This is a genomic window from Pantoea sp. ACRSB (assembly GCF_022346905.1).
Classification (GTDB): Bacteria; Pseudomonadota; Gammaproteobacteria; order Enterobacterales; family Enterobacteriaceae; genus Pantoea; species Pantoea piersonii.
In genome coordinates, this window is record NZ_JAKRNL010000010.1 from 1 (window position 1) to 24,910 (window position 24,910).

At 57.2% G+C, this 24,910-nt stretch carries 19 protein-coding genes, 1 tRNA gene, 2 rRNA genes and 2 pseudogenes; 10 read left to right on the forward strand and 14 right to left on the reverse strand.

Annotated elements, in window-relative coordinates:
* The 3 genes from rrf (MHZ89_RS20385) to rrf (MHZ89_RS20395) all read left to right on the forward strand — a co-directional run.
* Positions 1-114 (forward strand): 5S ribosomal RNA (gene rrf / locus MHZ89_RS20385); the annotation flags it as partial.
* 15 nt (positions 115-129) lie between these two features.
* Positions 130-205 (forward strand) — tRNA-Thr (locus MHZ89_RS20390).
* A 32-nt stretch (positions 206-237) separates the two neighbouring features.
* Positions 238-353, forward strand: a 5S ribosomal RNA gene (rrf, locus tag MHZ89_RS20395).
* A 115-nt stretch (positions 354-468) separates the two neighbouring features.
* Here the strand turns inward: rrf (MHZ89_RS20395) and MHZ89_RS20400 are convergent.
* The 14 genes and pseudogenes from MHZ89_RS20400 to msrP all read right to left on the reverse strand — a co-directional run bounded on the left by MHZ89_RS20400 (position 469) and on the right by msrP (position 13,602).
* The gene (locus MHZ89_RS20400; protein ID WP_120455095.1) at positions 469-1,227 is read right to left on the reverse strand and encodes an amino acid ABC transporter ATP-binding protein; all 759 of its coding nucleotides are present in this window, start codon (positions 1,225-1,227) and stop codon (positions 469-471) included.
* Between the two features lie 8 nt (positions 1,228-1,235).
* Positions 1,236-2,336 (reverse strand): annotated as a pseudogene (locus MHZ89_RS20405) (amino acid ABC transporter permease).
* Positions 2,337-2,351: 15 nt separating this feature from the next.
* Positions 2,352-3,530, reverse strand: a complete 1,179-nt coding sequence (locus MHZ89_RS20410; RefSeq protein ID WP_311784476.1) for an amino acid ABC transporter permease — start codon at positions 3,528-3,530, stop codon at positions 2,352-2,354.
* 67 nt (positions 3,531-3,597) lie between these two features.
* Positions 3,598-4,623 carry an amino acid ABC transporter substrate-binding protein gene (locus MHZ89_RS20415; protein ID WP_311784477.1) on the reverse strand — a complete coding sequence of 342 codons (1,026 nt, stop codon included), beginning with the start codon at positions 4,621-4,623 and terminating at the stop codon, positions 3,598-3,600.
* 546 nt (positions 4,624-5,169) lie between these two features.
* Positions 5,170-5,466, reverse strand: a complete 297-nt coding sequence (gene fis, locus MHZ89_RS20420; protein WP_000462905.1) for a DNA-binding transcriptional regulator Fis — start codon at positions 5,464-5,466, stop codon at positions 5,170-5,172.
* A 24-nt stretch (positions 5,467-5,490) separates the two neighbouring features.
* The gene (dusB, locus tag MHZ89_RS20425) at positions 5,491-6,456 is read right to left on the reverse strand and encodes a tRNA dihydrouridine synthase DusB (RefSeq protein WP_311784478.1); all 966 of its coding nucleotides are present in this window, start codon (positions 6,454-6,456) and stop codon (positions 5,491-5,493) included.
* A 380-nt stretch (positions 6,457-6,836) separates the two neighbouring features.
* Entirely contained in the window at positions 6,837-7,718 is an 882-nt protein-coding gene (gene prmA / locus MHZ89_RS20430) for a 50S ribosomal protein L11 methyltransferase (protein ID WP_311784479.1), read from the reverse strand.
* Between the two features lie 11 nt (positions 7,719-7,729).
* Positions 7,730-9,166: a sodium/pantothenate symporter gene (gene panF / locus MHZ89_RS20435; protein ID WP_311784480.1), complete on the reverse strand. Its 1,437-nt coding sequence runs from the start codon at positions 9,164-9,166 to the stop codon at positions 7,730-7,732.
* Positions 9,156-9,398, reverse strand: a complete 243-nt coding sequence (locus tag MHZ89_RS20440; protein ID WP_103794461.1) for a YhdT family protein — start codon at positions 9,396-9,398, stop codon at positions 9,156-9,158. The genes panF and MHZ89_RS20440 overlap by 11 nt, the downstream gene beginning before the upstream one ends.
* 71 nt (positions 9,399-9,469) lie before the next feature.
* Positions 9,470-10,819 carry an acetyl-CoA carboxylase biotin carboxylase subunit gene (gene accC, locus MHZ89_RS20445; protein WP_271152598.1) on the reverse strand — a complete coding sequence of 450 codons (1,350 nt, stop codon included), beginning with the start codon at positions 10,817-10,819 and terminating at the stop codon, positions 9,470-9,472.
* Positions 10,820-10,830: 11 nt separating this feature from the next.
* The gene (gene accB / locus MHZ89_RS20450) at positions 10,831-11,298 is read right to left on the reverse strand and encodes an acetyl-CoA carboxylase biotin carboxyl carrier protein (RefSeq protein WP_311784481.1); all 468 of its coding nucleotides are present in this window, start codon (positions 11,296-11,298) and stop codon (positions 10,831-10,833) included.
* 21 nt (positions 11,299-11,319) lie between these two features.
* Positions 11,320-11,772 carry a type II 3-dehydroquinate dehydratase gene (gene aroQ, locus MHZ89_RS20455; protein ID WP_311784482.1) on the reverse strand — a complete coding sequence of 151 codons (453 nt, stop codon included), beginning with the start codon at positions 11,770-11,772 and terminating at the stop codon, positions 11,320-11,322.
* A gap of 222 nt (positions 11,773-11,994) precedes the next feature.
* Positions 11,995-12,597: a protein-methionine-sulfoxide reductase heme-binding subunit MsrQ gene (gene msrQ / locus MHZ89_RS20460; protein ID WP_311784483.1), complete on the reverse strand. Its 603-nt coding sequence runs from the start codon at positions 12,595-12,597 to the stop codon at positions 11,995-11,997.
* On the reverse strand, positions 12,598-13,602 hold the full coding sequence (gene msrP / locus MHZ89_RS20465; protein WP_120455076.1) for a protein-methionine-sulfoxide reductase catalytic subunit MsrP: 1,005 nt from the start codon (positions 13,600-13,602) through the stop codon (positions 12,598-12,600). It abuts the gene before it with no gap.
* 280 nt (positions 13,603-13,882) lie between these two features.
* On the opposite strand from msrP, the pseudogene csrD reads away from it, so the two are divergent.
* The 7 genes and pseudogenes from csrD to yhdP all read left to right on the forward strand — a co-directional run bounded on the left by csrD (position 13,883) and on the right by yhdP (position 24,858).
* A pseudogene (gene csrD, locus MHZ89_RS20470) lies at positions 13,883-15,832 on the forward strand (RNase E specificity factor CsrD).
* Positions 15,833-16,143: 311 nt separating this feature from the next.
* Positions 16,144-17,187 carry a rod shape-determining protein MreB gene (mreB, locus tag MHZ89_RS20475; RefSeq protein WP_003855260.1) on the forward strand — a complete coding sequence of 348 codons (1,044 nt, stop codon included), beginning with the start codon at positions 16,144-16,146 and terminating at the stop codon, positions 17,185-17,187.
* A 147-nt stretch (positions 17,188-17,334) separates the two neighbouring features.
* Positions 17,335-18,351, forward strand: a complete 1,017-nt coding sequence (gene mreC, locus MHZ89_RS20480) for a rod shape-determining protein MreC (RefSeq protein WP_311784484.1) — start codon at positions 17,335-17,337, stop codon at positions 18,349-18,351.
* Positions 18,348-18,836 (forward strand): rod shape-determining protein MreD, encoded by a 489-nt coding sequence (gene mreD, locus MHZ89_RS20485; RefSeq protein ID WP_120455071.1) that lies wholly within the window; start codon positions 18,348-18,350, stop codon positions 18,834-18,836. Before mreC ends, mreD begins: the two co-directional genes overlap by 4 nt.
* An 8-nt stretch (positions 18,837-18,844) precedes the next feature.
* A complete protein-coding gene (locus MHZ89_RS20490; RefSeq protein WP_311784485.1) occupies positions 18,845-19,426 on the forward strand; it encodes a Maf family protein in 582 nt (193 codons plus the stop codon).
* A gap of 1 nt (position 19,427) precedes the next feature.
* On the forward strand, positions 19,428-20,897 hold the full coding sequence (rng, locus tag MHZ89_RS20495; RefSeq protein WP_311784486.1) for a ribonuclease G: 1,470 nt from the start codon (positions 19,428-19,430) through the stop codon (positions 20,895-20,897).
* Between the two features lie 148 nt (positions 20,898-21,045).
* Positions 21,046-24,858, forward strand: a complete 3,813-nt coding sequence (gene yhdP, locus MHZ89_RS20500) for an AsmA2 domain-containing protein YhdP (RefSeq protein ID WP_311784487.1) — start codon at positions 21,046-21,048, stop codon at positions 24,856-24,858.
* The last annotated feature ends 52 nt before the right edge of the window (positions 24,859-24,910 follow it).

Consider the following 24,910-nt stretch of genomic DNA (forward strand, 5'->3'; position numbering starts at 1 on the left):
TGGCGGCCTTAGCGCGGCGGTCCCACCTGACCCCATGCCGAACTCAGAAGTGAAACGCCGTAGCGCCGATGGTAGTGTGGGGTCTCCCCATGCGAGAGTAGGGAACTGCCAGGCATCCAAATACAGTGTGCTGATATGGCTCAGTTGGTAGAGCGCACCCTTGGTAAGGGTGAGGTCCCCAGTTCGACTCTGGGTATCAGCACCAGTTACGTAAGAGTTCGGCGAATAAAGAATTTGCCTGGCGGCTTTAGCGCGGCGGTCCCACCTGACCCCATGCCGAACTCAGAAGTGAAACGCCGTAGCGCCGATGGTAGTGTGGGGTCTCCCCATGCGAGAGTAGGGAACTGCCAGGCATCAAACAAGGAAAAGCCCTTTGCATACGCAAAGGGCTTTTTTCTTTTCTGCAATTTACCCTTTGCGCATAAAAAACCCCGGAACCTGTCCGGGGCGTCGATCTGTTGGCCGTCGTTAATGAATAACCTGCGATAAAAACGCACGCGTACGCTCGGACACAGGGTTTGAGAAAAAGGTCTGCGGCGGTGCCATTTCCACGATCTCGCCGCGATCCATAAAGATCACGCGATCAGCGACGGTGCGGGCAAACCCCATCTCATGAGTAACGCACAGCATCGTCATGCCATCTTCCGCCAGCCCTATCATGGTATCCAGCACCTCTTTGACCATCTCTGGATCCAGCGCTGAGGTTGGCTCATCAAACAGCATAATTTTCGGCTTCATACAGAGCGAGCGCGCGATCGCCACGCGCTGTTGCTGTCCGCCGGAGAGCTGTCCCGGAAATTTATGCGCATGTTCTGCAATTCGCACGCGCTGCAGATAATGCATCGCCAGCTCTTCAGCCTCTTTTTTCGCCGTCTTGCGTACCCAGATGGGAGCCAGCGTACAGTTCTGTAAAACCGTAAGATGCGGGAAAAGATTAAAATGTTGAAACACCATACCGACTTCAGTCCGTACGCGCTCAATATTACGCACATCATCATTAAGATGGATGCCATCGACCACGATACGCCCTTGCTGATGCTCTTCCAGATGGTTGATACAGCGAATCGTCGTGGACTTACCGGAACCAGAAGGGCCGCATAGTACGATACGTTCACGCGGCTTTACCTGCAGGTTAATGTCTTTCAGAACATGAAACTGCCCGTACCACTTATTCACGTTCTCGAGCGAAATCATTAAAGCTGAATCGTGATGCAAATTTTGTGTCATGGAAAACCTCAGTGCGATTTACGCCCGGTGTGAAAGCGCTTCTCCAGATGCTGGCTATAGCGCGACATGCTAAAACAGAAAATCCAGTAGACCAGCGCGGCAAAAACATAGCCTTCCGTCGACATGCCCAGCCAGGCGGGATCGACAGTGGCCTGTTGCACGCTGCTGAAAAGGTCGAACAGACCGATGATGATCACCAGGCTGGTATCTTTAAACAGCGCAATAATGGTGTTCACCAGGCCGGGTATAGTGAGCTTCAACGCCTGCGGTAAAATCACCAGCATCTGGGTTTTCCAGTAGCCAAGCGCCAGCGATTCCGCTGCCTCATACTGGCCTTTCGGCAACGCCTGTAAGCCGCCGCGTACCACTTCGGCCACGTAGGCCGACTGGAACAGAATCACCCCAACCAGCGCGCGCACCAGCTTATCGATACTGGTTCCTTCCGACATAAACAGCGGCAGCATGACCGATGACATAAACAGTACGGTAATCAGCGGCACGCCGCGCTAGAACTCAATAAAAATGATCGATAGCGTTCGCACTACCGGCATCCGCGAGCGGCGTCCCAAGGCCAGCAGAATACCCAGCGGCAACGCGCCAGCGATCCCGACGGCGGCGATAATCAGCGTTAATGTCAGCCCGCCCCACTGGCGCGTTTCGACATGCTCCAGCCCGAAAAGGCCGCCAGACATCAGCACCCAGACGGTGAGAGGATAAAGCACCGCCCAGCAGGCAATGTAGCGACCGCGATGCGGCAGGGATTTCATAAACATCGGGATAATAGAGGCTACGCCTGCTATCAGCGCCAGATTAATACGCCAGCGCAGCTCATGCGGATAGAGTCCATACATAAACTGGCCAAAACGCGCATGGATAAATACCCAGCATGCGCCCTCTTTGGTGCAGTCGGCACGCGTCTCGCCCACCCAGTTCGCCTGGAACAGCAGCCACTCCAGCGCGGGCGGAATTACCTGCCACATCAGCCAGAGGCAGAACAGCGTCAGCAGCGTATTGAACCAGCTGGAGAAGAGATTTTTACGCGCCCAGCCCCAGGCGCGTCTCAGCGGCGACGTAGCGACCGGTGAGGTTTCGTGTGTGGTAACAGACATCGTCATCCCGTTCTCTTAGCGCTCAACCAGCGCAATTTTGCGGTTATAGATATTCATCAGCAGTGAAATCACCAGGCTAATCACCAGATAGACGCCCATGGTGATGGCGATGGTTTCGATCGCCTGACCGGTCTGGTTCAGCACCGTACCGGCAAACAGCGACACCATATCGGGATAGCCGATGGCCGCGGCCAGCGAGGAGTTTTTCACGATGTTGAGATACTGGCTGGTAAGCGGCGGAATAATGACGCGCATCGCCTGCGGGATAATGACCTGGCGCAGCGTTACCGGATTAGGCAGCCCCAGCGAGCGAGCGGCTTCGTGCTGGCCGTACGGCACAGACTGAATGCCGGCGCGGATCACCTCAGCGATAAACGAGGAGGTATAGACAGAAAGCGCCAGGGTAAGCGCCGCCAGCTCAGGGATCATGACGAAGCCGCCGCGGAAGTTAAAACCGCGCAGCATTGGTACATCCCAGTGCGTGGCCGCGCCAAAGCCCAGATGCGCCACAGCAGGAAACAGCACCAGCATAGCGATAGCGGCAGGCCAGGTACGGCGCAGCTGGCCGATCTTGAGCTGATACCGGCGGTGATAGCGGAACAGCGCATAGCTGCCTGCGGCCGCCAGCGCCAGCGCAATAATAAACGGCCAGGAGCCGGGCGCATATTGCGGGCAGGGGACATAGAGGCCGCGATTGCTGATAAAGGCAAGATCGAATGCGCTTAACGCCTGGCGCGGGCCGGGAAGATTACGCAATACCGCGAAGTACCAGAAGAAGATCTGCAGCAGCGGCGGAATATTACGGAACGTTTCGATATAAATAGTTGAAAGCTTACGCAGCAGCCAGTTATCCGACAGGCGCGCCAGGCCAATAAAAAACCCCAGCAGCGAAGCGAAAACGATGCAGAGCGCAGAAACCAGCAGGGTGTTGGTCAGACCCACCAGGAAGACGCGCGCGTAGGTATCGCCTTCGGTGTAGTCGATCAGATGCTGAATGATGCCGAAACCGGCGCTGCGTTCAAGAAAGCCAAACCCGGACGTAATGCCACGGCTGGCAAGGTTAATTATTGTGTTGTGGATCAGATAACCCACCACGACCACTACCGCGACGACGGCGATAATCTGGTAAAGCCAGGCGCGAACCGCGGGATTACCGAATGAAATGTCCCTTTTCACGCTTGGGCGTTGTGACATGTTGAAACCTCAGAGACAAAACGCAGGCAGGACGCCGCGCGGCGCGGCGTCCCGTTAACATCGTTAATTAGCGGACCGGCGGAGCGTACTGGATGCCGCCCTGATTCCACAGCGCATTCTGACCGCGCGCGATTTTCAGCGCGCTCTCTTTGCCCACGTTGCGGTCGAAGACTTCCTGGTAGTTGCCTACCTGCTTAATGATGTTATAAGCCCACTTGTTGTCGAGTTTCAGGTCTTTGCCGAAGTCGCCTTCCGCGCCCAGCAGGTGTGCCATATCTGGCGTAGTCGGCTTAGCCGTCATCTCGTCGACGTTCTTCGAGTTGATGCCCATCTCTTCAGCGTTCAGCATGGCGTAGAGCGACCACTTAACGATGGTAAACCAGTCATCGTCGCCGCGACGTACGACCGGGCCCAGCGGCTCTTTCGAGATCACTTCTGGCAGAACGATAAAATCATCTGGCTTGCCGAGTTTGATGCGCAGCGCATAGAGCTGAGACTGATCGGAAGCCAGGGTATCGCAGCGGCCGCTGTCCAGCGCTTTGGCGGATTCGTCAGAGCGGTCGAAGGTCACCGGGGTATATTGCATCTTGTTGGCTTTGAAAAAGTCAGCCACGTTAAGTTCAGTATCGGTGCCCGCCTGAATGCAGACGGTCGCGCCGTCCAGCTCTTTCGCGCTCTTCAGGCCTGCTTTCTGGTGAGTCAAAAAGCCGATGCCGTCATAGTAGTTCACGCCGGCGAACAGGAAGCCCATTCCACCATCGCGCGATGAGGTCCAGGTAGTGTTGCGCGACAGGATGTCTACTTCGCCTGACTGCAGCGCGGTGAAACGCTCTTTCGCGGTCAGCGGCGTATATTTCACCTTACTGGCATCGCCGAACACAGCGGCCGCGGCCGCGCGGCAAACGTCGACGTCAATGCCGGAGAATTTGCCGCTGGCGTCGGCGTAGGAAAAGCCCGGCAGCCCATCGCTGATACCGCACTGCACAAAACCTTTCTTCTTAATTGCATCCAGCGTGGTGCCGGCGTGCGCCTGCTGAGTTACCGCGAAGAGCGCAGCGGCGGCGACCAGCGTAGAGAGCATCATCTTTTTCATAAAGCATCCTGTGTGGCGTAATTATTTTGTTATGTTTGATGCGCACTCTGCAGCGCGCTATTACCTGTCTGTGGCGGTCAGCCACGCATAGCTCTGCAAAGCTGGTGCCAGGTTTGCAGAAACTCGAGTGGGCTGGAGAGATCTCTTATTAATCCGAAATAGTGGGAGAGCAGCGCTACTATCGCGCACCAAAAGGAAGCAAAGCGAGTCGCCTCGATCACAATTAGTGCAAATAGTTTCACTATATGGAAGCAATGTGAGCCAAAGCTCAGGACAGAATGTAAGTCAGAAGCACGTTACGTTTTTCGCGAACGCAGATCACTGAGCGGGCGTCAGCACTGGCGTGACGGTAAAGCAGGCAATTAAAAAGCGGGCAGTCAGGAGAATAAGGAAAGAATAAATACGCAGGTAATTTTCACTGGCGCGATTGCAACTAAGGTTACCATCCTGCAGCATTTGTTTCACCGCTTCAGGCGTTATTGTGAAAACTGTACAAATAAAAACGCCAGCACTCAGGCTGGCGTCATTTACCGCATCAACTAAAAATCAGTTCATGCCGTATTTTTTCAGTTTCTTACGCAGAGTACCACGGTTGATACCCATCATCAGCGCAGCACGGGTCTGGTTGCCACGGGTATACTGCATCACCATGTCCAACAGTGGCTGCTCGACTTCAGCCAGTACCAGCTCATAGAGGTCATTAACATCCTGACCGTTCAGTTGAGCAAAATAGTTCTTCAGTGCCTGTTTAACCGAATCACGCAGTGGCTTTTGCGTCACCTGATCCTGTGAGTTAACGGTAGAAACGGTCAGTACGTCAGAATTTACGCGTTGTTCGAACATAGTTCTTTCAGCTCTTTATTTCGTTTACGCAAGATTTTCGAAGTATGCCTCCAACGCCTCCAGCTGTTCGCTGGCATCCTCTATGGCGTTGAATGTGCGCCGAAACTGGTCATTAGGGGCATGCTCCTGCAAATACCAGGAGACGTGCTTTCGCGCTATACGGTATCCCTTGCCTGGACCATAAAAGTCGTGCAGCTCACGTATATGCGTAACGAGCATACGCTTCACCTCTGCCAGCGGCAGCGGCGCAAGCAGCTCCCCAGTGTCCAGATAATGCTGGATTTCCCGGAAGATCCACGGTCTTCCCTGAGCCGCGCGGCCTATCATCAGGGCATCCGCCCCCGTATAGTCAAGCACGGCTCTGGCTTTATGCGGGTCAGTTATGTCGCCATTCGCGATAACGGGAATGGTGACACTCTGCTTAACTGTCCGAATGCTGTCGTATTCAGCTTCCCCGTTGAACAGGCAGGCACGAGTGCGTCCATGTATCGTCAGGGCCTGAACGCCACAGCGTTCAGCCAATTGGGCAATCTCTACACAGTTACGGTTTTCCGGATCCCAGCCGGTGCGAATCTTCAGCGTAACGGGCACATCTACTGCGTTAACCACGGCGGTGAGAATAGACTTCACCAGATCGGGATACTGCAGCAGCGCTGAGCCTGCCATCTTACGATTCACTTTCTTGGCCGGGCAGCCCATGTTGATATCGATGATCTGCGCGCCAGACGCCACATTAATGCGCGCGGCGGCGGCCATATCATCAGGATCGCAACCTGCAATCTGCACGGCGCGAACGCCGGGCTCGTCACTGTGCACCATACGCAAACGGGATTTGTCACTCGCCCAGACTTCAGGGTTAGATGACAGCATCTCGGAGACCGCCATACCGGCGCCGTTCTCAAAACAGAGAGTGCGGAATGGCTTATCGGTGATCCCGGCCATCGGCGCAGCAATGAGTCGATTACGAAGCTGGTGGTGTCCAATGCGCATGAAGAAGAAGTGACCGTAACTGTTCGCAAGGCGGCGTATATTACGCATTTTTTACCGAAGATGAAAGGCCAAACTTTGAACAATTCGCCGTAAATAACGGGAGAAAGCAGGTTAAACAGCGGTCAATTTTTTAATTTACATTAAAAATCAAACAATTAAAAAAATACGCTGAAATTGTGAACAAAAATTTTTCTTAAACCATGGCGTAAATCACAACATAAAAAGCGCCACATCAGGTAATTAACCAGAGATATGACGCCCAGATGGCGCTTTATTGCGCTAACATCGTTGCGAACTGAACGTAATTACCTCGCATTATACCGTCATCGTCGCTTGCTTCGTCTGATAACGGGCCAGCGGTAACTGGCCCGTCATGCAGCTTAGCGACGTACGCCGGTAATGCGGCACCACTCCTCTTTTTCCGCCACCGGATCGAGAGTGAAACGATCGGCATAGGCCTCGCAAACCCCCTCCGCCTGGCTGGCCAGTACGCCTGACAGCCCCAGATGGCCGCCTGCTTTCGGCAGTACGCTAATCAGCGGCGCCAGCTCGCGCAGCGGGCCGGCAAGAATGTTGGCGACCACCACGTCAGCCTGCAAATTCTCCGGCTGCTGGTGCGGCAGGTAAAGCGAGAGACGATCGGCGACGCCGTTGCGTTCCGCATTATCACGGCTTGCCTGGATCGCCTGCGGATCGATATCAATGCCGATCGCCTGCGCCGCGCCCAGCTTCAGCGCCGCAATCGCCAGAATGCCGGATCCGCAGCCGAAATCGATCACCGTTTTACCTGCCAGATCCAGACCGTCCAGCCAGCTCAGACAGAGCGAGGTCGTTGGATGGGTGCCGGTGCCGAACGCCAGGCCTGGATCGAGCATGACGTTAACGGCGTCAGGATCTGGCACGTCGCGCCAGCTTGGGCAGATCCACAGCCGCTCACCGAAGCGCATGGGATGGAAATTATCCATCCACTCGCGCTCCCAGTCTTTATCTTCGATCTGTTCGATCTTATGGCGGAAGCCGGATCCCAGCAGCGGGTGCTGACTCAGCTCCGCCACCACATCATCCATGTCCGTTTCCGCGTCGAACAGGCCGATGACATCGGTATCGCCCCACAGGCGGGTTTCGCCAGGAAGCGGCTCATAGACCGGGTTATCGTGTGTATCCTGAAAGGTCACGGAGACCGCGCCGCTCTCCATCAGCGCATCGCTGAGCGTTTCGGCGTGTTCGCCGGTGCTGTTAATTTTGATTTGAATCCATGGCATAGCGTTTCTCTTTATTCCAGCGCAGCATCAGGCGCGCGGCCAAACAGATTACCGACCAGAAAAGCCAGCAGGCTTAAGGTCAATGACGGAACGATAGGGTGGAAGCCACCCCATTGAATATTCAGGCTGGCAAGCAGCGTGTAACTTCCCGCACCCACCAGCATACCGGAAATGGCGCCCGCGGCGTTGGCGCGCGACCAGTAAAGGCCGAGCACCAGCGGCCAGAGGAAAACGGCTTCCAGACCGCCGAAGGCGAGCAGATTGAGCCAGATAATCATATCTGGCGGGTTCCATGCCGCCAGCAGCAGCAGCACGCCTAACACGAAGGTGATGGTGCCGGACAACATACGCAGACGCTTTTCGTTTGCGCTCTGGCGCGGCGCGATACGCAAATAGAGATCTTTGATCAGCGTAGCGGAGGATTGCAGCAGCTGCGCGTTGATCGTTGACATGATCGCCGCCATTGGCGCGGCGAGAAATACGCCCGCGGCCATCGGTGGCAGAACGGTAATCATCAGCGTTGGGATCACCCGATCGGGAATCGCCAGATCCGGCAGGATCGCCCGGCCGAGCGCGCCGGCCAGATGCATACCGAGCATAAGCACGACGACGACGATCGTGCCGAGGATAATGCCCCGATGCATCGCTTTGCTGTCCTTATAGGAGATACAGCGTACGGCGGTATGCGGCAGGCCAATCACGCCGAAACAGACCAGCACTGCAAAGGAACTGAGAAAGGTCGGATTGATAACGTTGCCGACGCCTTCCGGCGTGACCAGCTGCGGATCGATAGCGCGCAGTTTATCTACCGCAGTACCAAGCCCGCCTGCCTGATGGATCACGGCGAACAGCAGCAGGAAGGTGCCGACCAGCATCACCAGGCCCTGCATGGCGTCGTTGAGCACGCTGGCGCGAAAGCCGCCGAAGGCGGTATAGAGCGCGATGGTGCCGCCGAAAATCAGCAGGCCGGTATCGTAGGGAATACCGGCGGCGGTCTCCAGCAGACGCGCGCCGCCAATAAACTGCACCGTCATCGCGCCGATAAAGGCCACCAGCAGGCTAACGCTCGCCAGCCAGATCAGCAGCGTGCTGCGGTAGCGGGCATAAAGCATATCGTTCAGCGTTACCGCGTTATAGCGGCGCGCCAGAATAGCGAACTTTTTCCCTAATACGCCGAGCGACAGCCAGACCGCCGGCACCTGAATCATCGCCAGTAGTACCCAGCCGAGACCATATTTATAGGCCGCGCCGGGACCGCCGATAAAAGAGCTGGCGCTGATATAGGTGGTGGTAATGGTCATCGCCAGGACGAAACCGCCCATCGATCGGCTGCCAAGAAAGTATTCAGTGAGAAAATTGCCCTGACGCTGTTTACGCATGGCAAAAACCGACAGCCCGGCGATCAGCACCAGGTAAGCCAGCAGTGGAAGAATGATTTCATTTTCCATCGTTATCCTCCAGCGGCATATCGCGGAATACCAGACGTACCATCAGCCAGCACAGCACGATAAACAGCAGTGGGGCAAAAACGCAGGAGAGTTCAAACCAGCGCGGCAGGCCGGTGACGCCGGTTTCATCGCCGCCCAGCCACGCAGAGAGGCCCCAGACGGCCAGATAGGCCAGCGTCAGGTAGAGCGCCCAGCGCGCCTCTTTATTCGCTTGCAGAAAACGCCAGTCCATTATGCAACCTCTACGGCGACAAAAATGAAAAAGGCCGGTATCACCGGCCTCGCTATTAGTCAGCGCTGTGCTTACTTATCGTACAGGCCGAGTTTCTTCTCCAGATAGTGGATGTTGGTGCCACCCTGCTGGAAATATTCGTCGGACATGATACGCATCTGCAGCTCAATGTTGGTCTTGATGCCGTCGATGATCAGCTCAGCCAGCGCGTTTTTCATGCGGGCAATCGCCACGTCGCGGGTTTCGCCATAGCAGATCAGCTTGCCGATCATGGAGTCATAGTACGGCGGCACGCTGTAGCCAGCGTAAATATGCGATTCCCAGCGAACGCCAAAGCCGCCCGGCGCGTGGAAACGGGTGATTTTGCCCGGGCTCGGCAGGAAGGTGTTTGGATCTTCCGCGTTGATACGGCACTCGACCGCATGGCCGCGGATCACCACATCTTCCTGCTTGATTGAGAGCGGCTGACCGGCAGCGATACGCAGCTGCTCTTTAATCAGATCCACGCCGGTGATCATCTCGGTAACCGGATGCTCAACCTGAATACGGGTGTTCATCTCAATAAAGTAGAACTCGCCGTTCTCATACAGGAACTCGAAGGTGCCTGCGCCGCGGTAGCCGATTTCGATACAGGCGTTAGAGCAGCGTTCGCCGATATAGCGACGCAGTTCCGGCGTAATGCCCGGCGCTGGTGCTTCTTCGACCACTTTCTGGTGGCGGCGCTGCATAGAGCAGTCGCGCTCGGCCAGATAGATGGCGTTGCCCTGGCCGTCGGCCAGCACCTGAATCTCGATATGACGCGGATTCTCGAGGTACTTCTCCATGTACACCATGTCGTTGTTGAAAGCCGCTTTGGCTTCCGCTTTCGTCATGTTGATGGATTGCTCGAGCTCTTTGTCGCTGCGCACGACGCGCATACCGCGACCGCCGCCGCCGCCAGACGCCTTGATGATGACCGGATAACCGATACGCTTAGCGATAGCGCGGTTTTTCTCCATGTCGTCGCCCAGCGAACCGTCGGAACCGGGTACGGTCGGAACGCCCGCTTTCTTCATCGCGTTAATGGCGGAAACCTTGTCGCCCATCAGGCGAATGGTGTCTGCTTTCGGGCCGATAAAGATAAAGCCGGAACGCTCAACCTGCTCGGCGAAATCGGCGTTCTCAGAGAGGAAGCCGTAGCCGGGGTGGATGGCGACCGCGCCGGTGATCTCGGCAGCAGAGATCAGGGCAGGGATGTTGAGGTAGCTTTTCACTGACTGAGCGGGGCCGATGCAGACGGTTTCGTCCGCCAGCAGCACATGCTTCAGATCGCGATCGGCGGTGGAGTGCACCGCTACGGTCTTGATGCCCAGCTCTTTACAGGCGCGGAGAATACGCAGCGCGATTTCACCGCGGTTAGCAATGACAATTTTATCCAGCATGGTTCGCCTCGTTATTCGATGACGACCAGCGGCTCGTCAAATTCAACCGGCTGGCCGCTTTCGACCAGAATGGCTTTTACGACGCCAGATTTGTCGGCTTCGATCTGGTTCATCATCTTCATCGCTTCAACGATGCAGAGCGTGTCGCCGGCGTTGACTTTCTGTCCGATTTCAACAAAGGCTTTCGCATCCGGGCTTGGCGTGCGGTAGAAGGTGCCGACCATCGGCGAACGCACGATGTGGCCGCTGATTTCAGCAGGTTTGGCGGACTCAACTACCGGCGCTGCGATCGGCGCAACGGCAGTGGCCAGCGCAGGCTGCGGAGCCGGCGCGGCGAAAGCCTGCTGCATGACAGGGTAACCCACATTGGCAGGTGCACGGCTGATACGAACGGACTCTTCGCCCTCAGAAATTTCCAGCTCAGCAATGCCGGATTCTTCAACCAGTTCGATCAGTTTTTTAATTTTACGAATATCCATGAGTGTGGTTCCGTACTCTGTTTAATTGGAGTGAGACAGGCGTTTTACTGCCGTTTGTAAAGCCCATGAGTAGCCGTCGGCGCCTAAACCGCAAATGACACCGGCGGATACGTCAGAAAGATAGGAGTGGTGGCGGAAAGGTTCACGCGCGTGCACGTTAGAGAGGTGCACCTCGATAAAAGGAATGCTTACCGCCAGAAGGGCATCGCGCAATGCTACGCTGGTGTGCGTAAATGCAGCGGGATTAATAATAATGTAATCCACATTGCCTCTGGCCTCATGAATGCGATCGATCAGCTGGTGTTCCGCATTAGACTGCAAATGGCTCAGTTCCACATCAAGCTGGTTCGCCTGCGCTGTCAAATCGCCGACGATCTGCTGCAGCGTGGTGCGCCCATACTTTTCCGGCTCGCGCGTTCCCAGCAGATTAAGGTTGGGACCATTCAAAAGCAGAATGTGAAATTTATGCGCCATCTTGCTGCCATCTCCCGCAATCATTGAGGCATCGCGTAAAATACCTTGCTATCTTCCGTTTGTCACCCGCCGCGCCCAAAAAGGCGACGCCGCGCGCAACAAAGCCGGGCATTATATCCGTTTCGGGGCAATTCGCAGCAAAATACTGGTCTTATCTGCGAAGTTGATCCAGCGTGGCCCGAAGGCCACACCTTTTATCAGAAATAATGGGGAGAAGACAACTTAGCGCGGCAGCCAGTGACGAAACTTTTTGTAACGCCACGCTAACAACGCCAGTGCGGCCAGCGCGTAGAGCAGCGGCTGCGGCGAAAGAACCTTCACCGACCAGAGATAGTGAATGGGAGCAAGGATGGCCGCCAGATAGATAAAGTTATGCAGCGTTTGCCAGCGGCGGCCGAGTTTGCGCTGGGCGCGCTGGAAGGAAGTCACCGTCAGCGCCAGCAGAATCAGCCAGGTCAGAATGCCCAGGGTGAGATAGGGGCGGGACACCAGTTCGCGGCCCAGCAGCCCCAGGTTATCGACGCCCAGCTCCAGCAGGTAATAACTCAGCAGATGAAGAGAAGCCCAGACGAAGGTCCAGACGCCGAGCAGGCGACGAGTGCGAATCAGCAGCGGCTGCTTCATATAGCGCGTCAGCGGCGAGACCAGCAGCGTGCCCAGCAGCAGCTTCAACGCCATTCTGCCGGTGAAGTGCTGAATATCCTTCGCCGGATCGGCGCTCAGCCACCCCTGGTTCGCCGCCATAAAGAGATAAACCAGCGGCAAAAAAGCCGCGAGATGCAGGACCGCCTTCAGCCAGACGATCTGTTTCAGCGTCAGGCGCACTCAATAGTTCTCCCGCAGATCCAGCCCGCGATAGAGCGAGGCAACTTCATCAGCGTAGCCGTTAAACAGCAGCGTCGGCTGACGCTTAACGCTGAGGGTGCCGCCCGGCCCGATAAAGCGTTCGGTCGCCTGCGACCAGCGCGGGTGGTCAACGTGTGGGTTAACATTGGCGTAAAAGCCATATTCGTTTGCCGCGATCTGGCTCCAGGTTGTCGGCGGGCGATCGCGCGTCAGGGTGATTTTGACGATCGACTTAATACCTTTAAAGCCATATTTCCACGGCACAGTCAGGCGAATCGGCGCGCCGTTCTGCGGCGGCAGCGCTTTGCCGTACACGCCGGTGCTGAGCAGGGTCAGCGGATGCATCGCCTCATCCAGGCGCAAACCTTCCACATAGGGATAGTCCAGCCCGCCGCCGATAAAGCGGTCTTTCTGTCCCGGCATCTGATCGGGCGCATAGAGGGTCTGAAAGGCGACGAAGCGCGCATTGCTGTTAGGCTCCGCCAGCTTCAGCAGCTTATTGAGTTCGAAACCGACCCAGGGCACCACCATCGACCAGGCCTCAACGCAGCGCATACGGTAGATGCGCTGCTCCATAGCGAACTTTTTGAAAATATCATCCATGTTCAGCGTGATCGGCTTCGCCACTTCGCCGTCAATCGTCAGCTGCCAGGGATCGGTTTTCAGCGTACCGGCGTTGGCGGCCGGATCGGCCTTATCAAGACCGAACTCGTAGAAGTTGTTATAGCCAGCGACTTTATCTTCCGGCGTCAGCGTCAGGTTTGCCTGATATTTCTCCGGCTTGCTGAAATCCAGCGCGCGGCCGGCCGGCGCGGCGGGGCGATCGTTACCTTTAAACCAGCTCAGCACATCCGCCTGCGCCACGCCAGGCATGCTCAGCGCGGCAGCGCTCAGGCCGAGAGTTTTCAGCACCTGGCGGCGCCGCATGTTAAAGACGCTTTCCGGCGTAACGTCGGCTTCAGTCAGATATTTTGTGGGTTTCATCGCTCACCTCCCGGCTCGAATAGGCTTTCCAGCATGATGACTATTGCCGATCGGCGCGACTTTCGCCGCTAAAATATGAAATTTCCTGGGCCGCCTCGCCGATGAGAATGCGCCGAAAAGGTGAACGACGAAGAATAACCGTTGTCTGGTACGGATATACTTGCTCATCTTACGCAGCGGCGCTGCCGCATAGCGAAATTTGTGCTATTTTGCTCGCGCTTGCGTCAGGCGCGGCGCAGGGCGGGCAAACGGGTCATTACCGCAGCGAACAGGCACAGGGATGCGAATAACCACGAAACTATCTGCGTTTATCACCTCTTTAAGTTTACTGGCCATGTTTTTGATGCTGGTGGGCTGCGCTTTTAGCGTTTACTGGCTAACGCACCAGCGTGTTGAAGAGCGTGTACAAACGCTGGCGACGGAAGTGGACCAGGCGCTGCTGACGCAGCCCACTGACGCACTGCGCAGCTGGATGCTGCACACCATGACGGTAATCAATGCTGAACGGGTCGAGCTGCGTAACGGCAAAGAGGTCACGTTCAGGCTTAACCGGCATGAAAACCCGATGCTGGAAGATGAAACCAACCGTTTTATACAGTTTGACGTGCCGCTGCTGCATCAGCAGGGCGTCACGCTGCGTGTCGTCGTGCTCGATCCCGCCAGAACCTGGTTCCAGTCCTTTACCGGCGTCTATACCCTGGCGGCCATTCTCTTTGTGGTGCTGGTGATGAGCCTGCTGCTGTTTATGATGCACTGCTGGCTCAACCGCCAGTGGCGTGGCATGGAGCGGCTGGAAAAGCGCGCCGAGGCGATTCTGGCGGGCGAACGAACGCAGCTGCGCAAGGGTGACGTCGATGAATGGCCGCCGCGCGCCAGCAGCGCTATCGATCTGCTGCTGAACGATCTTCAGGAGGCGGGCGAGCAGCGGCTGCGTATCGACACGCTGATCCGCGCCTTCGCCGCGCAGGACAGCCGCACCGGCCTGAACAATCGGCTCTTTTTCGATAACCAGCTGGCGACGCTGCTGGAGGATCAGGAAGATGTCGGCACACACGGCGTGGTGATGATGGTGCGCCTGCCCGATCTCGATATGCTCAATGAAACCCTGGGCACCACGCTGGTGGATGAGTATCTCTACGATCTGGTCAATATGCTCTCTACGTTTGTGCTGCGCTATCCCGGCGCGCTGCTGGCGCGCTACTTTCGCAGCGATTTTGCGGTGCTGCTGCCGCATCGCAGCCTGAAAGAGGCTAACGGCATTGCGGACCAGCTGATCAATGCGGTCGATTCGCTGCCGCCGATGCGCATGGTGAACCGCGACGATCTGATCCATATCGGCATCAGCGCCTGGCACAGCGGCCAGAGCGTGTCGCAGGTTATGGATAACGTGGAAATGGCGACGCGGCGCGCGGCGCTGCTGGGCGGCAACAACTGGTCCAACGGCGAAGGCAACCCGCTGGACGCCGGGCGAGGCAGCGTGCGCTGGCGAACGCTGCTGGAAAATACCCTGAGTCGCGGCGGCCCGCGTCTCTATCAGAAACCGGCAGTGCGGCTGGACGGCAGCGTGCACCATCGCGAGCTGCTGATGCGTATCTTTGACGGCGATAAAGAGGTGCTGGCGGCTGAGTTTATGCCGCTGGTGCTGCAGTTCGGCATGGCAGACAGCTGGGATCGCCAGCTTGTTACGCGCATCGCCGCCTTATCTGACGTCTGGCCTGATGAAACGCTGGCGCTGCCGATTAATATCGACTCGCTGCTGCAGCGCCCTTTTATTAACTGGCTGCAGAATATGCTGTTGCAGTGTACGAAAGGGCAAAGAAAACGATTTTTATTTGAACTTGCATAGGCAGATGTTTGTCAACACATCAACCGCTTAGCGCCGGTATTCCGCGCGCTACAGGCGTTTGGCTGCCGTATCGCCGTCGATCAGGCTGGTTTAACCGTGGTGAGTAGCGCCTATATCAGGCAATTCCCCATTGATTTGATCAAGCTCGATCCCGGCCTGGTGCGCAATATCGATCGGCGCACCGAAAACCAGCTGTTTGTGCAGAGCCTGCTGGAAGTGTGTAAATCTGCCCAGACGCAGGTTTTCGCGACGGGCGTGCGGACACACGCTGAATGGCAGACGCTTATTGGGTTGGGCGTCTCGGGCGGGCAGGGCGATCTTTTTGCGCCGTCGCTGCCGGTAAACAGTAATGTGAAAAAGTATTCACAACGCTATCATATTTAGCCAGTTCAGAGGGCAGCCGCCTGAAGCAGGCTTTTGCCGACAGGCAGAGGCGGCGGCATCGCCAATATCCTGTAGCGGAAATGTTAGATTTTATGTCGAACGAGCGCGCCACAACAGGCGAAGAAAGTAGGTAAAACGGGTGAATACCGCTGTTTTACTCCCGTTAGTTCTCGTTGACGATCGTATAAAGCCAAAATGGTCTATTTTTTCACCGAAGCAGAACGTTTTTGCGCCTTGTGGCGGCTTCGCGTGGTTGGTAAAGTAAGCGGATTTTATTTTCCGCCCCCAGCTTGCAGGATTATCCTTTAGATATGTTTAAAAAATTTCGTGGCATGTTTTCCAATGACTTGTCCATTGACCTGGGTACCGCGAATACCCTGATTTATGTAAAAGGACAAGGCATCGTGCTGAACGAGCCTTCCGTGGTTGCCATTCGCCAGGACCGTGCCGGTTCCCCAAAGAGCGTGGCGGCCGTTGGCCATGATGCAAAACAGATGCTCGGCCGTACGCCAGGTAACATTGCAGCGATTCGCCCGATGAAGGATGGCGTGATCGCGGACTTTTTCGTCACTGAAAAAATGCTGCAGCACTTTATCAAACAGGTGCACAGCAACAGCTTTATGCGTCCGAGCCCGCGCGTACTGGTATGCGTGCCGGTCGGCGCGACTCAGGTAGAGCGTCGCGCTATTCGTGAATCCGCGCAGGGTGCGGGCGCGCGCGAAGTCTTTCTGATTGAAGAGCCGATGGCGGCAGCGATCGGTGCTGGCCTGCCGGTTTCAGAGGCGACCGGCTCAATGGTCGTCGATATCGGTGGCGGTACCACCGAAGTGGCGGTCATCTCCCTGAACGGCGTGGTTTACTCCTCGTCGGTCCGTATCGGCGGCGACCGCTTCGACGAAGCGATTATTAATTATGTGCGTCGTAACTATGGCTCGCTGATTGGCGAAGCGACGGCGGAACGTATCAAGCATGAGATCGGCTCAGCCTATCCGGGCGACGAAGTACGCGAAATCGAAGTACGCGGTCGTAACCTTGCGGAAGGGGTGCCGCGCGGCTTTACGCTGAACTCAAATGAAATTCTTGAAGCGCTGCAGGAGCCGCTGACCGGCATCGTGAGCGCGGTAATGGTCGCGCTGGAGCAGTGCCCGCCGGAACTGGCGTCGGATATCTCCGAACGCGGCATGGTGCTGACCGGCGGCGGCGCGCTGCTGCGCAACCTGGATCGTCTGCTGATGGAAGAGACCGGCATTCCGGTGGTCGTCGCAGAAGATCCGCTGACCTGCGTGGCGCGCGGTGGCGGTAAAGCGCTGGAAATGATCGACATGCATGGCGGCGATTTGTTCAGCGAAGAATAATCGCCTCAATCGGCTGAGACCTGAATCGAAATGCGCAGGGAGTCGCGTGGAAGCTAACGCCGCGTGCGTTGGCGTCAGACGTCCAGCCCAGGGAAGTACGGCGATGGCCGTACTTCCTTACCTGTTGTCGAGGAACACGCAGAATATATGAAGCCGATTTTTAGCAGGGGGCCTTCCCTGCAGTTGCGCCTGTTTTTGGCGGTGATAGTAGCCATCGCGATAATCGTCGCCGACAGCCGCCTGGGGTCGTTTACCCAAATCCGCAACTATCTGGATACATCGGTCAGTCCGTTTTATTTCCTGGCCAACGGCCCGCGACAGATTCTTGACGGCATTTCCGGTTCGCTGGCGTCGCGTCAGCAGCTTGAGCTGGAAAATAAAGCGCTGCGCCGCGAGCTTTTCCTGAAAAACAGCGACCTGCTGATGCTGGGGCAATATAAGCAGGAAAACGCGCGCCTGCGCGAACTGCTGGGTTCGCCGCTGCGTCAGGATGAGCACAAGATGGTGACGCAGGTGATCTCCACCGGCACCGATCCCTACACCGATCAAGTGGTTATCGACAAAGGCAGCGTCAACGGCGTCTATGAAGGCCAGCCGGTCATTAGCGACAAAGGCGTGGTCGGTCAGGTGATCGCCGTCGGCCAGGTGACCAGCCGCGTTCTGCTGATTTGCGATGCGTCGCACGCGCTGCCGATTCAGGTACTGCGCAACGACATTCGCGTTATCGCGGCAGGTAACGGCTGCACCGAAGATCTGCAGCTGGAGCATCTGCCGGGCAATACCGATATTCGCGTCGGCGATATGCTGGTGACGTCCGGGCTGGGCGGTCGTTTCCCGGAGGGTTATCCGGTCGCGGTTGTCTCTTCCGTGAAGGTAGATACACAGCGGGCTTATACCGTGATTCAGGCGCGTCCAACCGCCGGTCTGCAACGCCTGCGCTATCTGCTGCTGCTGTGGGGCGCAGACAAAAACGGCGATATGCCGATGGCGCCGGATGAAGTCCATCGCGTCGCTAACGAGCGCCTGATGCAAATGATGCCGCAGGTGTTGCCGCCAGCGGGCGAGATGGGCCCGCCTGCGCCATCCGCGCAAATGGGGCCGCCTGCGCCGACCAGCAGCGGCGCGCAAAGCGCGCCTGCGAACGGTCACGGAGGCCAGCCTTGAGTCGTTACCGCAGCCAGGGGCGTTGGGTCATCTGGCTGTCCTTCCTTGCCGCTCTCGTATTGCAGATTATGCCCTGGCCGGAACAGCTCTATATATTCCGGCCCTCATGGATCCTGCTTATCCTGGTTTACTGGGTGCTGGCGCTGCCGCACCGCGTCAACGTCGGCACCGGCTTTGTACTGGGCGGCGTAATGGATCTGATTGCCGGGTCCACCCTTGGCGTGCGCGCGCTGGCGCTCAGCATCATCGCTTACCTGGTCGCCTTTAAATTCCAGCTTTTCCGCAACTTAGCGTTGTGGCAGCAGGCTTTAATGGTTATGGTGCTGTCACTGGCGGTGGACGTGATTGTCTTTTGGGCGGAATTTTTGGTGATCAACGTTTCATTCAGGCCTGAAATTTTCTGGAGCAGCGTTATCGACGGGATTCTCTGGCCCTGGCTATTCTTACTGATGAGAAAGATTCGTCGTCAGTTCGCTGTTCAGTAAGGAATTTTATGCTATCCCTCTATCTGGCTTCCGGTTCACCGCGTCGACGTGAGCTGCTGACGCAGCTTGGCCTGCAGTTTGAACGTCTCCATACCGATGTTGAAGAGCAACGGCGTCCTGATGAAGCGGCGGAAAACTATGTGCGCCGTCTGGCAAATGACAAAGCGCGCGCTGGCGTCGCCGTGGCGGAACAGGACCTGCCGGTGCTGGGCGCGGATACTATCGTCGTACTCAAAGGCGACGTGCTGGAAAAACCGCGCGACGCCGCGGATGCCGCTGCCATGCTGACGCGTCTGTCCGGTCAGACGCATCAGGTGATGACCGCGGTTGCGCTTGCCGATCGCGAACGCTCGCTCGACTGCCTGGTGACGACGGATGTCACGTTTCGCCTGTTAAGCGCGGCGGACATCGCCGCCTATATCGCCACCGGCGAGTCGATGGATAAAGCCGGGGCATACGGAATTCAGGGCATGGGTGGAAACTTTGTCCGCAAAATTAATGGAAGCTATCACGCGGTTGTCGGATTGCCGTTGGTTGAGACAGGCGAGTTATTCAGCCATTTTCAGTCACTGCGTGCCGTAAGGGGATAACATGACGGCTGAATTACTGGTCAACGTCACGCCTTCCGAGACGCGCGTTGCCTATATTGACGGCGGCATTTTGCAGGAAATCCATATCGAGCGCGAAGCGCGGCGCGGTATTGTCGGTAATATCTACAAAGGACGCGTCAGTCGCGTTCTGCCCGGCATGCAGGCGGCCTTTGTCGATATTGGTCTGGAGAAAGCCGCTTTTTTGCACGCCTCCGATATTATGCCGCACACCGAGTGCGTGGCTGGCGATGAAAAGAAAAACTTTATCGTGCGCGATATCGCCGAACTGGTGCGTCAGGGTCAGGATCTGATGGTGCAGGTGGTCAAAGATCCGCTTGGCACCAAAGGCGCGCGTCTCACCACCGACATCACGCTGCCGTCGCGCTATCTGGTGTTTATGCCTGGCGCTTCGCACGTCGGCGTTTCCCAGCGTATTGAGAGCGAAAGCGAACGCGAGCGTCTGAAGGCGGTAGTGGCGGATTACTGCGACGATCTTGGCGGCTTTATTATCCGCACCGCCGCGGAAGGCATCGGCGAAGAGGAGCTGGCGCAGGACGCCGCCTTCCTGAAACGGCTCTGGACCAAAGTCACCGAGCGTAAAAAACGCAACCAGACTCGCTGCCTGCTCTATGGCGAACTGGCGCTGGCGCAGCGCATCCTGCGCGATTTCGCCGGCGCGGCGCTGGATCGCATCCGCGTCGATTCACGCCTCACCTGCGAACTGCTGGTGGAGTTTACGCGCGAATACATTCCAGAAATGGCCGACAAGCTGGAGCTTTACTCCGGCAAACAGCCGATCTTCGATCTCTTTGATGTTGAGAATGAGATACAGCGCTCGCTGGATCGCAAGGTAGAGCTTAAATCAGGCGGTTACCTCATCATCGATCAGACTGAAGCGATGACCACTATCGACATCAATACCGGCGCCTTTGTCGGGCACCGCAATCTGGATGAAACGATATTCAATACCAACGTCGAGGCGACGCAGGCGATTGCGCGCCAGCTGCGACTGCGCAACCTCGGCGGCATTATCATCATCGACTTTATCGATATGAGTAATGAAGAGCACCGGCGCCGCGTGTTGCACTCGCTGGAGTCGGCGCTGAGTAAAGATCGGGTCAAAACCGGCATCCACGGTTTTTCGGCGCTGGGACTGGTGGAGATGACGCGCAAGCGCACCCGCGAAAGCATCGAGCATGTGCTGTGCGAGGATTGCCCGGTCTGCAAAGGGCGCGGCACGTTGAAAACCGTAGAGACGGTCTGCTACGAAATCATGCGTGAAATCGTTCGCGTCCATCACGCCTATGATGCCGATCGTTTCCTGGTTTATGTTTCTCCTGCGGTCGGCGAAGCGTTGAAAAGCGAGGAGTCGCACGCGCTGGCCGAGGTGGAAATCTTCGTCGGCAAACAGGTCAAGGTACATATCGAACCGCTCTATACCCAGGAGCAGTTCGACGTTGTGATGATGTAATCCCGCGCGTTCGGGCGTAATCGCTCGCCGCCGGGCTAAAAATGCGGCCTTGCTTAGGTTAAAATGCCCATTCATACCGATAATTGTCTGGCGACGGTTGAGTATGAAAGATAACCATCCGTCAAACGCGGAAGACAAGGAGAGGTGTGTGAGGCAGTTGCCGAGGATTTTGTTACTGCTGGTTGCGACCGCGATTGTGATTGTGGCGCTGCTGGTCAGCGGGCTGCGTCTGGTCATGCCGCACCTCGACAGCTACCGCAGCGAGATTCTGGCGACGGTTTCGCGCGCCATCGGCGTCAGCGTGACCGGCGAAGAGGTGCGCGGTCGATGGGAAACCTTCGGTCCGACGCTCCAGATCCGCGACCTGCGTATCGATATGCAGGAGAACGGCAAGCTCGACATCGCCCGCGTTACGCTGGCGCTCGACGTCTGGCAGTCGCTGCTTCACTGGCGCTGGCAGTTTCGCGATCTCACCTTCTGGCAGCTGCGTCTCGACAGCAACCGTCCGCTTTTCTCCAGCGATGAAAAGAAAAACAGCTTCAAACCCGGACGCATCAACGAACTCTTTCTGCGTCAGTTCGACCACTTCGACCTGCGCGACAGCTCTATCTTTTTCCGCACCCCTTCTGGCCAGCGCGCCGAACTCGCCATCCCCAAACTCACCTGGCTGAACGAAAAAAACCGCCATCGCGCGGAAGGCGAGGTGAGCCTCTCCAGCTTCACTGGCCAGCACGGCGTGGTGCAGGTGCGGCTCGATCTTAACGACAGCGAAGGTTTGCTTAACGACGGACGCATCTGGATGCAGGCGGACGACGTCGACGTGCGGCCCTGGCTGGGACGCTGGATGCGCGACAATACGCGACTCGACAGCGCGCGCTTCAGCCTGGCGGCCTGGATAAACCTGCGTGACGGCGATCTCTACGCGGGCGATCTGCTGTTGCGTAAAGGTGGCGCTAACTGGCAGGGCGAAGATGGTTCGCATCACCTGCAGGTAGATGGCCTGACCGCGCACCTCTCGCGCTACCAGAACGGCTGGATGGTTAACGTGCCGCAGACGCGTCTCAGCACTGACGGCCAGGCCTGGCCTGCGGGCCACTTCGCGCTGCTCTGGACGCCACAGGATAAACAGCTGCTTGGGCCAGACCATCAGGGCGAAGTGCGCGTCAGGGCGACGCAGCTGGCGCTGAACCGCATTGCGCCGCTGGTGCCGCTCTTCGCGCCGCTGTCGCCGTCACTGTTTGAAAACTGGCGCGAGCTTCAGCCGCAGGGCACCGTGGAAGGGCTGGCGCTGGATATTCCTTTGCAGCAGCCGGATCAGACGCGCATGCAGGTAAAGTGGCGCGATTTCCGCTGGCAACCCTGGCAGCTGCTGCCGGGCGTCAGCAACCTCAGCGGCGAAGCGCGCGGCAGCCTCAGCAACGGCCAGCTGACCGTCGAGATGGGCCGCACCGATGTGCCCTACAGCGCGATGTTCAATGCGCCGCTGGAGATCCATCAGCTACACGGTTCGCTGAGCTGGCTACGCGATAGCAACGGATTAACCCTTGATGGCCGCAATCTTGATGTGCAGGCGCGCTCGCTCTGGGCGCGCGGCGATTTTCGCTATCAGCAAAACCTCGGGCGCGAGCCGCGCCTCGATATTCTCGCCGGCATCCGCGTGACCGACGCGGGAGACGCCTGGCGCTACTTCCCACAGCCGCTAATGGGCAAGGCGCTGACGCACTATCTGAGCGGCGCGATTAAAGGCGGCCAGGTCGATAACGCCACGCTGCTGTTTGCCGGTAATCCAAAGCTGTTCCCGTTCCGCCATAACGACGGCATGTTTCAGGTATGGGTGCCGCTGCGCCAGGCGACCTATGCGTTCCAGCCCAACTGGCCTGACGTGACGAAGCTGGATATCGATCTCAACTTCATTAATGACGGGCTATGGATGAAAGCGCCTCACTTCAGGCTGAGCGATGTGGATGTCAGCAACTTCAGCGCGGTCATCCCGGATTACCTGAAAGAGAAACTGCTTATCGACGGTGATATCAGCGGCGATGGCGATGAGATCGGACATTATTTCCAGGATACGCCGCTGAAAGCGTCGCTGGGCGCGGCGCTGGAACAGCTGCAAATCAAGGGAAAAACCGAGGGACACCTGAAGCTTGATATTCCGCTCGACGGCGAGCTGGTGCACGCCAGCGGCAATGTGGATCTCAACAACAATGGTTTACACATCAAGCCGCTCGGGACCACGTTAGAAAACCTGACCGGACGTTTCCGTTTCAATAACGGCAATCTGGATAGCGACAGGCTTCAGGCGAACTGGTTCGGCCAGCCGGTCAACGTCAGCTTTAGCACTAAAGAGAATCCGCAAGACTTCGGCATTAACATCAAGCTCGACGGCGACTGGCAACCGGCGAAGCTGTCGAAAGTGCCTGCGCAGATCGCCAGCCAGCTTAGCGGACATCTGCCGTGGCAGGGGGACGTTAACATTACGCTGCCGCATCAGGGCGGCGCGCGATATGACATTAACCTCAAAGGCGACGCGAAAGAAGTAATCAGTCGCTTACCTGCACCGCTTGATAAAGCAAGCGGCGTAGCGATGCCAGTTGAAGTTAACGCCAGCGGCGATCTGAAACAGTTCGAACTCAGCGGCAGCGTGGCGCATCGTCATCGTTTTAACAGCCGCTGGATACTGGAGCCGCAGCTGCGTGTCGATCGCGGTATCTGGCTTAACGATGCGCGCAGCAAACCCGCGCTGCCCGATCGCGCCGGCATGGTGCTGAATCTGCCGGCGCTGGATGGAGAAGCCTGGGCAGGACTGATGATGGCGGGTGGCGCCGGTAACGGGCGCGGCGCGAACGAAGTAGGCGGCGTCGCCTTGCCGGGCGATTTTACCTTGCGCAGCCCGGCGGTAACCCTGGCGGGGCAGCAGTGGCATGACGTTGACGCAACGCTTGAGCAGGGCGTCAACGGCAACAGCAGCGTCGCTATCAAAGGGCGCGAAATCCGCGGGACGCTGACGATGGCGCAAAATGCCGCGTGGCGCGTGGCGCTCGACTACCTTTACTACAACCCAGAATGGCAAAGCGGCAACAGCAGCAGCGCGGGGCAGCAGCAGGCCAGCAAAATTGATTTCAGCCGCTGGCCAGCGCTGCAGTTAAGCTGCGCCGAGTGCTGGCTGCGCGGACAGAAGTTTGGCCGAATTCAGGCGCAGGTCACGCCGAAAGGTGATACGTTAGCGCTTACTAACGGGTTGGTCGATACGGGCAGCTCGCGTCTTAACGTCTCCGGCGAATGGGTCAACAGCCCCAAGGCCCCGCGCACCTCGCTGAAAGGCACGCTGAGCGGCAGCAATATCAACAACGCCACCAACTGGTTTGGGGTCAACACGCCACTGCGCGACGCCTCGTTCAAAGTCGATTACGATCTACACTGGCGCTCGGCACCGTGGCAGCCTTCGGAAGAGACGATGAGCGGCACGCTTACAACCCATTTCGGCAAAGGACAGATTGCCGACGTCAATACCGGGGCGGCGGGACAGCTGCTGCGCCTGATGAGCTTCGACGCGCTGCTGCGCAAGCTGCGGTTCGATTTTAGCGATACCTTTAATAATGACGGTTTCTATTTCGACTCCATCAATGGCACCGCGTGGATTGAAAATGGCGTGATGCGCACAGATAACCTGCTGGTGGACGGCCTGGAAGCGGATATCGCTATGCAGGGCAAGGTAGATTTAGTGAAGCGTAATATCAATATGGAAGCGGTGGTCGCGCCGGAGATCTCCGCCTCTGTCGGCGTAGCGACCGCCTTTGCCATCAATCCGGTTGTGGGCGCGGCGGTATTCGCGGCCAGCAAAGTGCTGGGGCCGCTGTGGAATAAAATCTCGCTGCTGCGTTACCACATCGATGGCCCGCTGGATAAGCCGCAAATTAACGAAGTGCTGCGCAAACCGCGCGAAGAAGAGAAGAAGTGAATTTGACGCCGTACGGGAATTGCCGCAGGCTAGTAAAATCTGACTTTATCAG

Coding starts and splice junctions, on each gene's coding strand:
- fis (WP_000462905.1), bottom strand. CDS start 5,466: ATGTTCGAACAACGCGTAAATTCTGACGTACTGACCGTTTCTACCGTT.
- mreC (WP_311784484.1), top strand. CDS start 17,335: ATGAAGCCGATTTTTAGCAGGGGGCCTTCCCTGCAGTTGCGCCTGTTT.
- MHZ89_RS20400 (WP_120455095.1), bottom strand. CDS start 1,227: ATGACACAAAATTTGCATCACGATTCAGCTTTAATGATTTCGCTCGAG.
- MHZ89_RS20440 (WP_103794461.1), bottom strand. CDS start 9,398: ATGGACTGGCGTTTTCTGCAAGCGAATAAAGAGGCGCGCTGGGCGCTC.
- msrP (WP_120455076.1), bottom strand. CDS start 13,602: ATGAAACCCACAAAATATCTGACTGAAGCCGACGTTACGCCGGAAAGC.
- prmA (WP_311784479.1), bottom strand. CDS start 7,718: ATGCCATGGATTCAAATCAAAATTAACAGCACCGGCGAACACGCCGAA.
- aroQ (WP_311784482.1), bottom strand. CDS start 11,772: ATGGCGCATAAATTTCACATTCTGCTTTTGAATGGTCCCAACCTTAAT.
- accB (WP_311784481.1), bottom strand. CDS start 11,298: ATGGATATTCGTAAAATTAAAAAACTGATCGAACTGGTTGAAGAATCC.
- MHZ89_RS20415 (WP_311784477.1), bottom strand. CDS start 4,623: ATGAAAAAGATGATGCTCTCTACGCTGGTCGCCGCCGCTGCGCTCTTC.
- MHZ89_RS20490 (WP_311784485.1), top strand. CDS start 18,845: ATGCTATCCCTCTATCTGGCTTCCGGTTCACCGCGTCGACGTGAGCTG.
- accC (WP_271152598.1), bottom strand. CDS start 10,819: ATGCTGGATAAAATTGTCATTGCTAACCGCGGTGAAATCGCGCTGCGT.
- panF (WP_311784480.1), bottom strand. CDS start 9,166: ATGGAAAATGAAATCATTCTTCCACTGCTGGCTTACCTGGTGCTGATC.
- MHZ89_RS20410 (WP_311784476.1), bottom strand. CDS start 3,530: ATGTCACAACGCCCAAGCGTGAAAAGGGACATTTCATTCGGTAATCCC.
- rng (WP_311784486.1), top strand. CDS start 19,428: ATGACGGCTGAATTACTGGTCAACGTCACGCCTTCCGAGACGCGCGTT.
- dusB (WP_311784478.1), bottom strand. CDS start 6,456: ATGCGCATTGGACACCACCAGCTTCGTAATCGACTCATTGCTGCGCCG.
- mreB (WP_003855260.1), top strand. CDS start 16,144: ATGTTTAAAAAATTTCGTGGCATGTTTTCCAATGACTTGTCCATTGAC.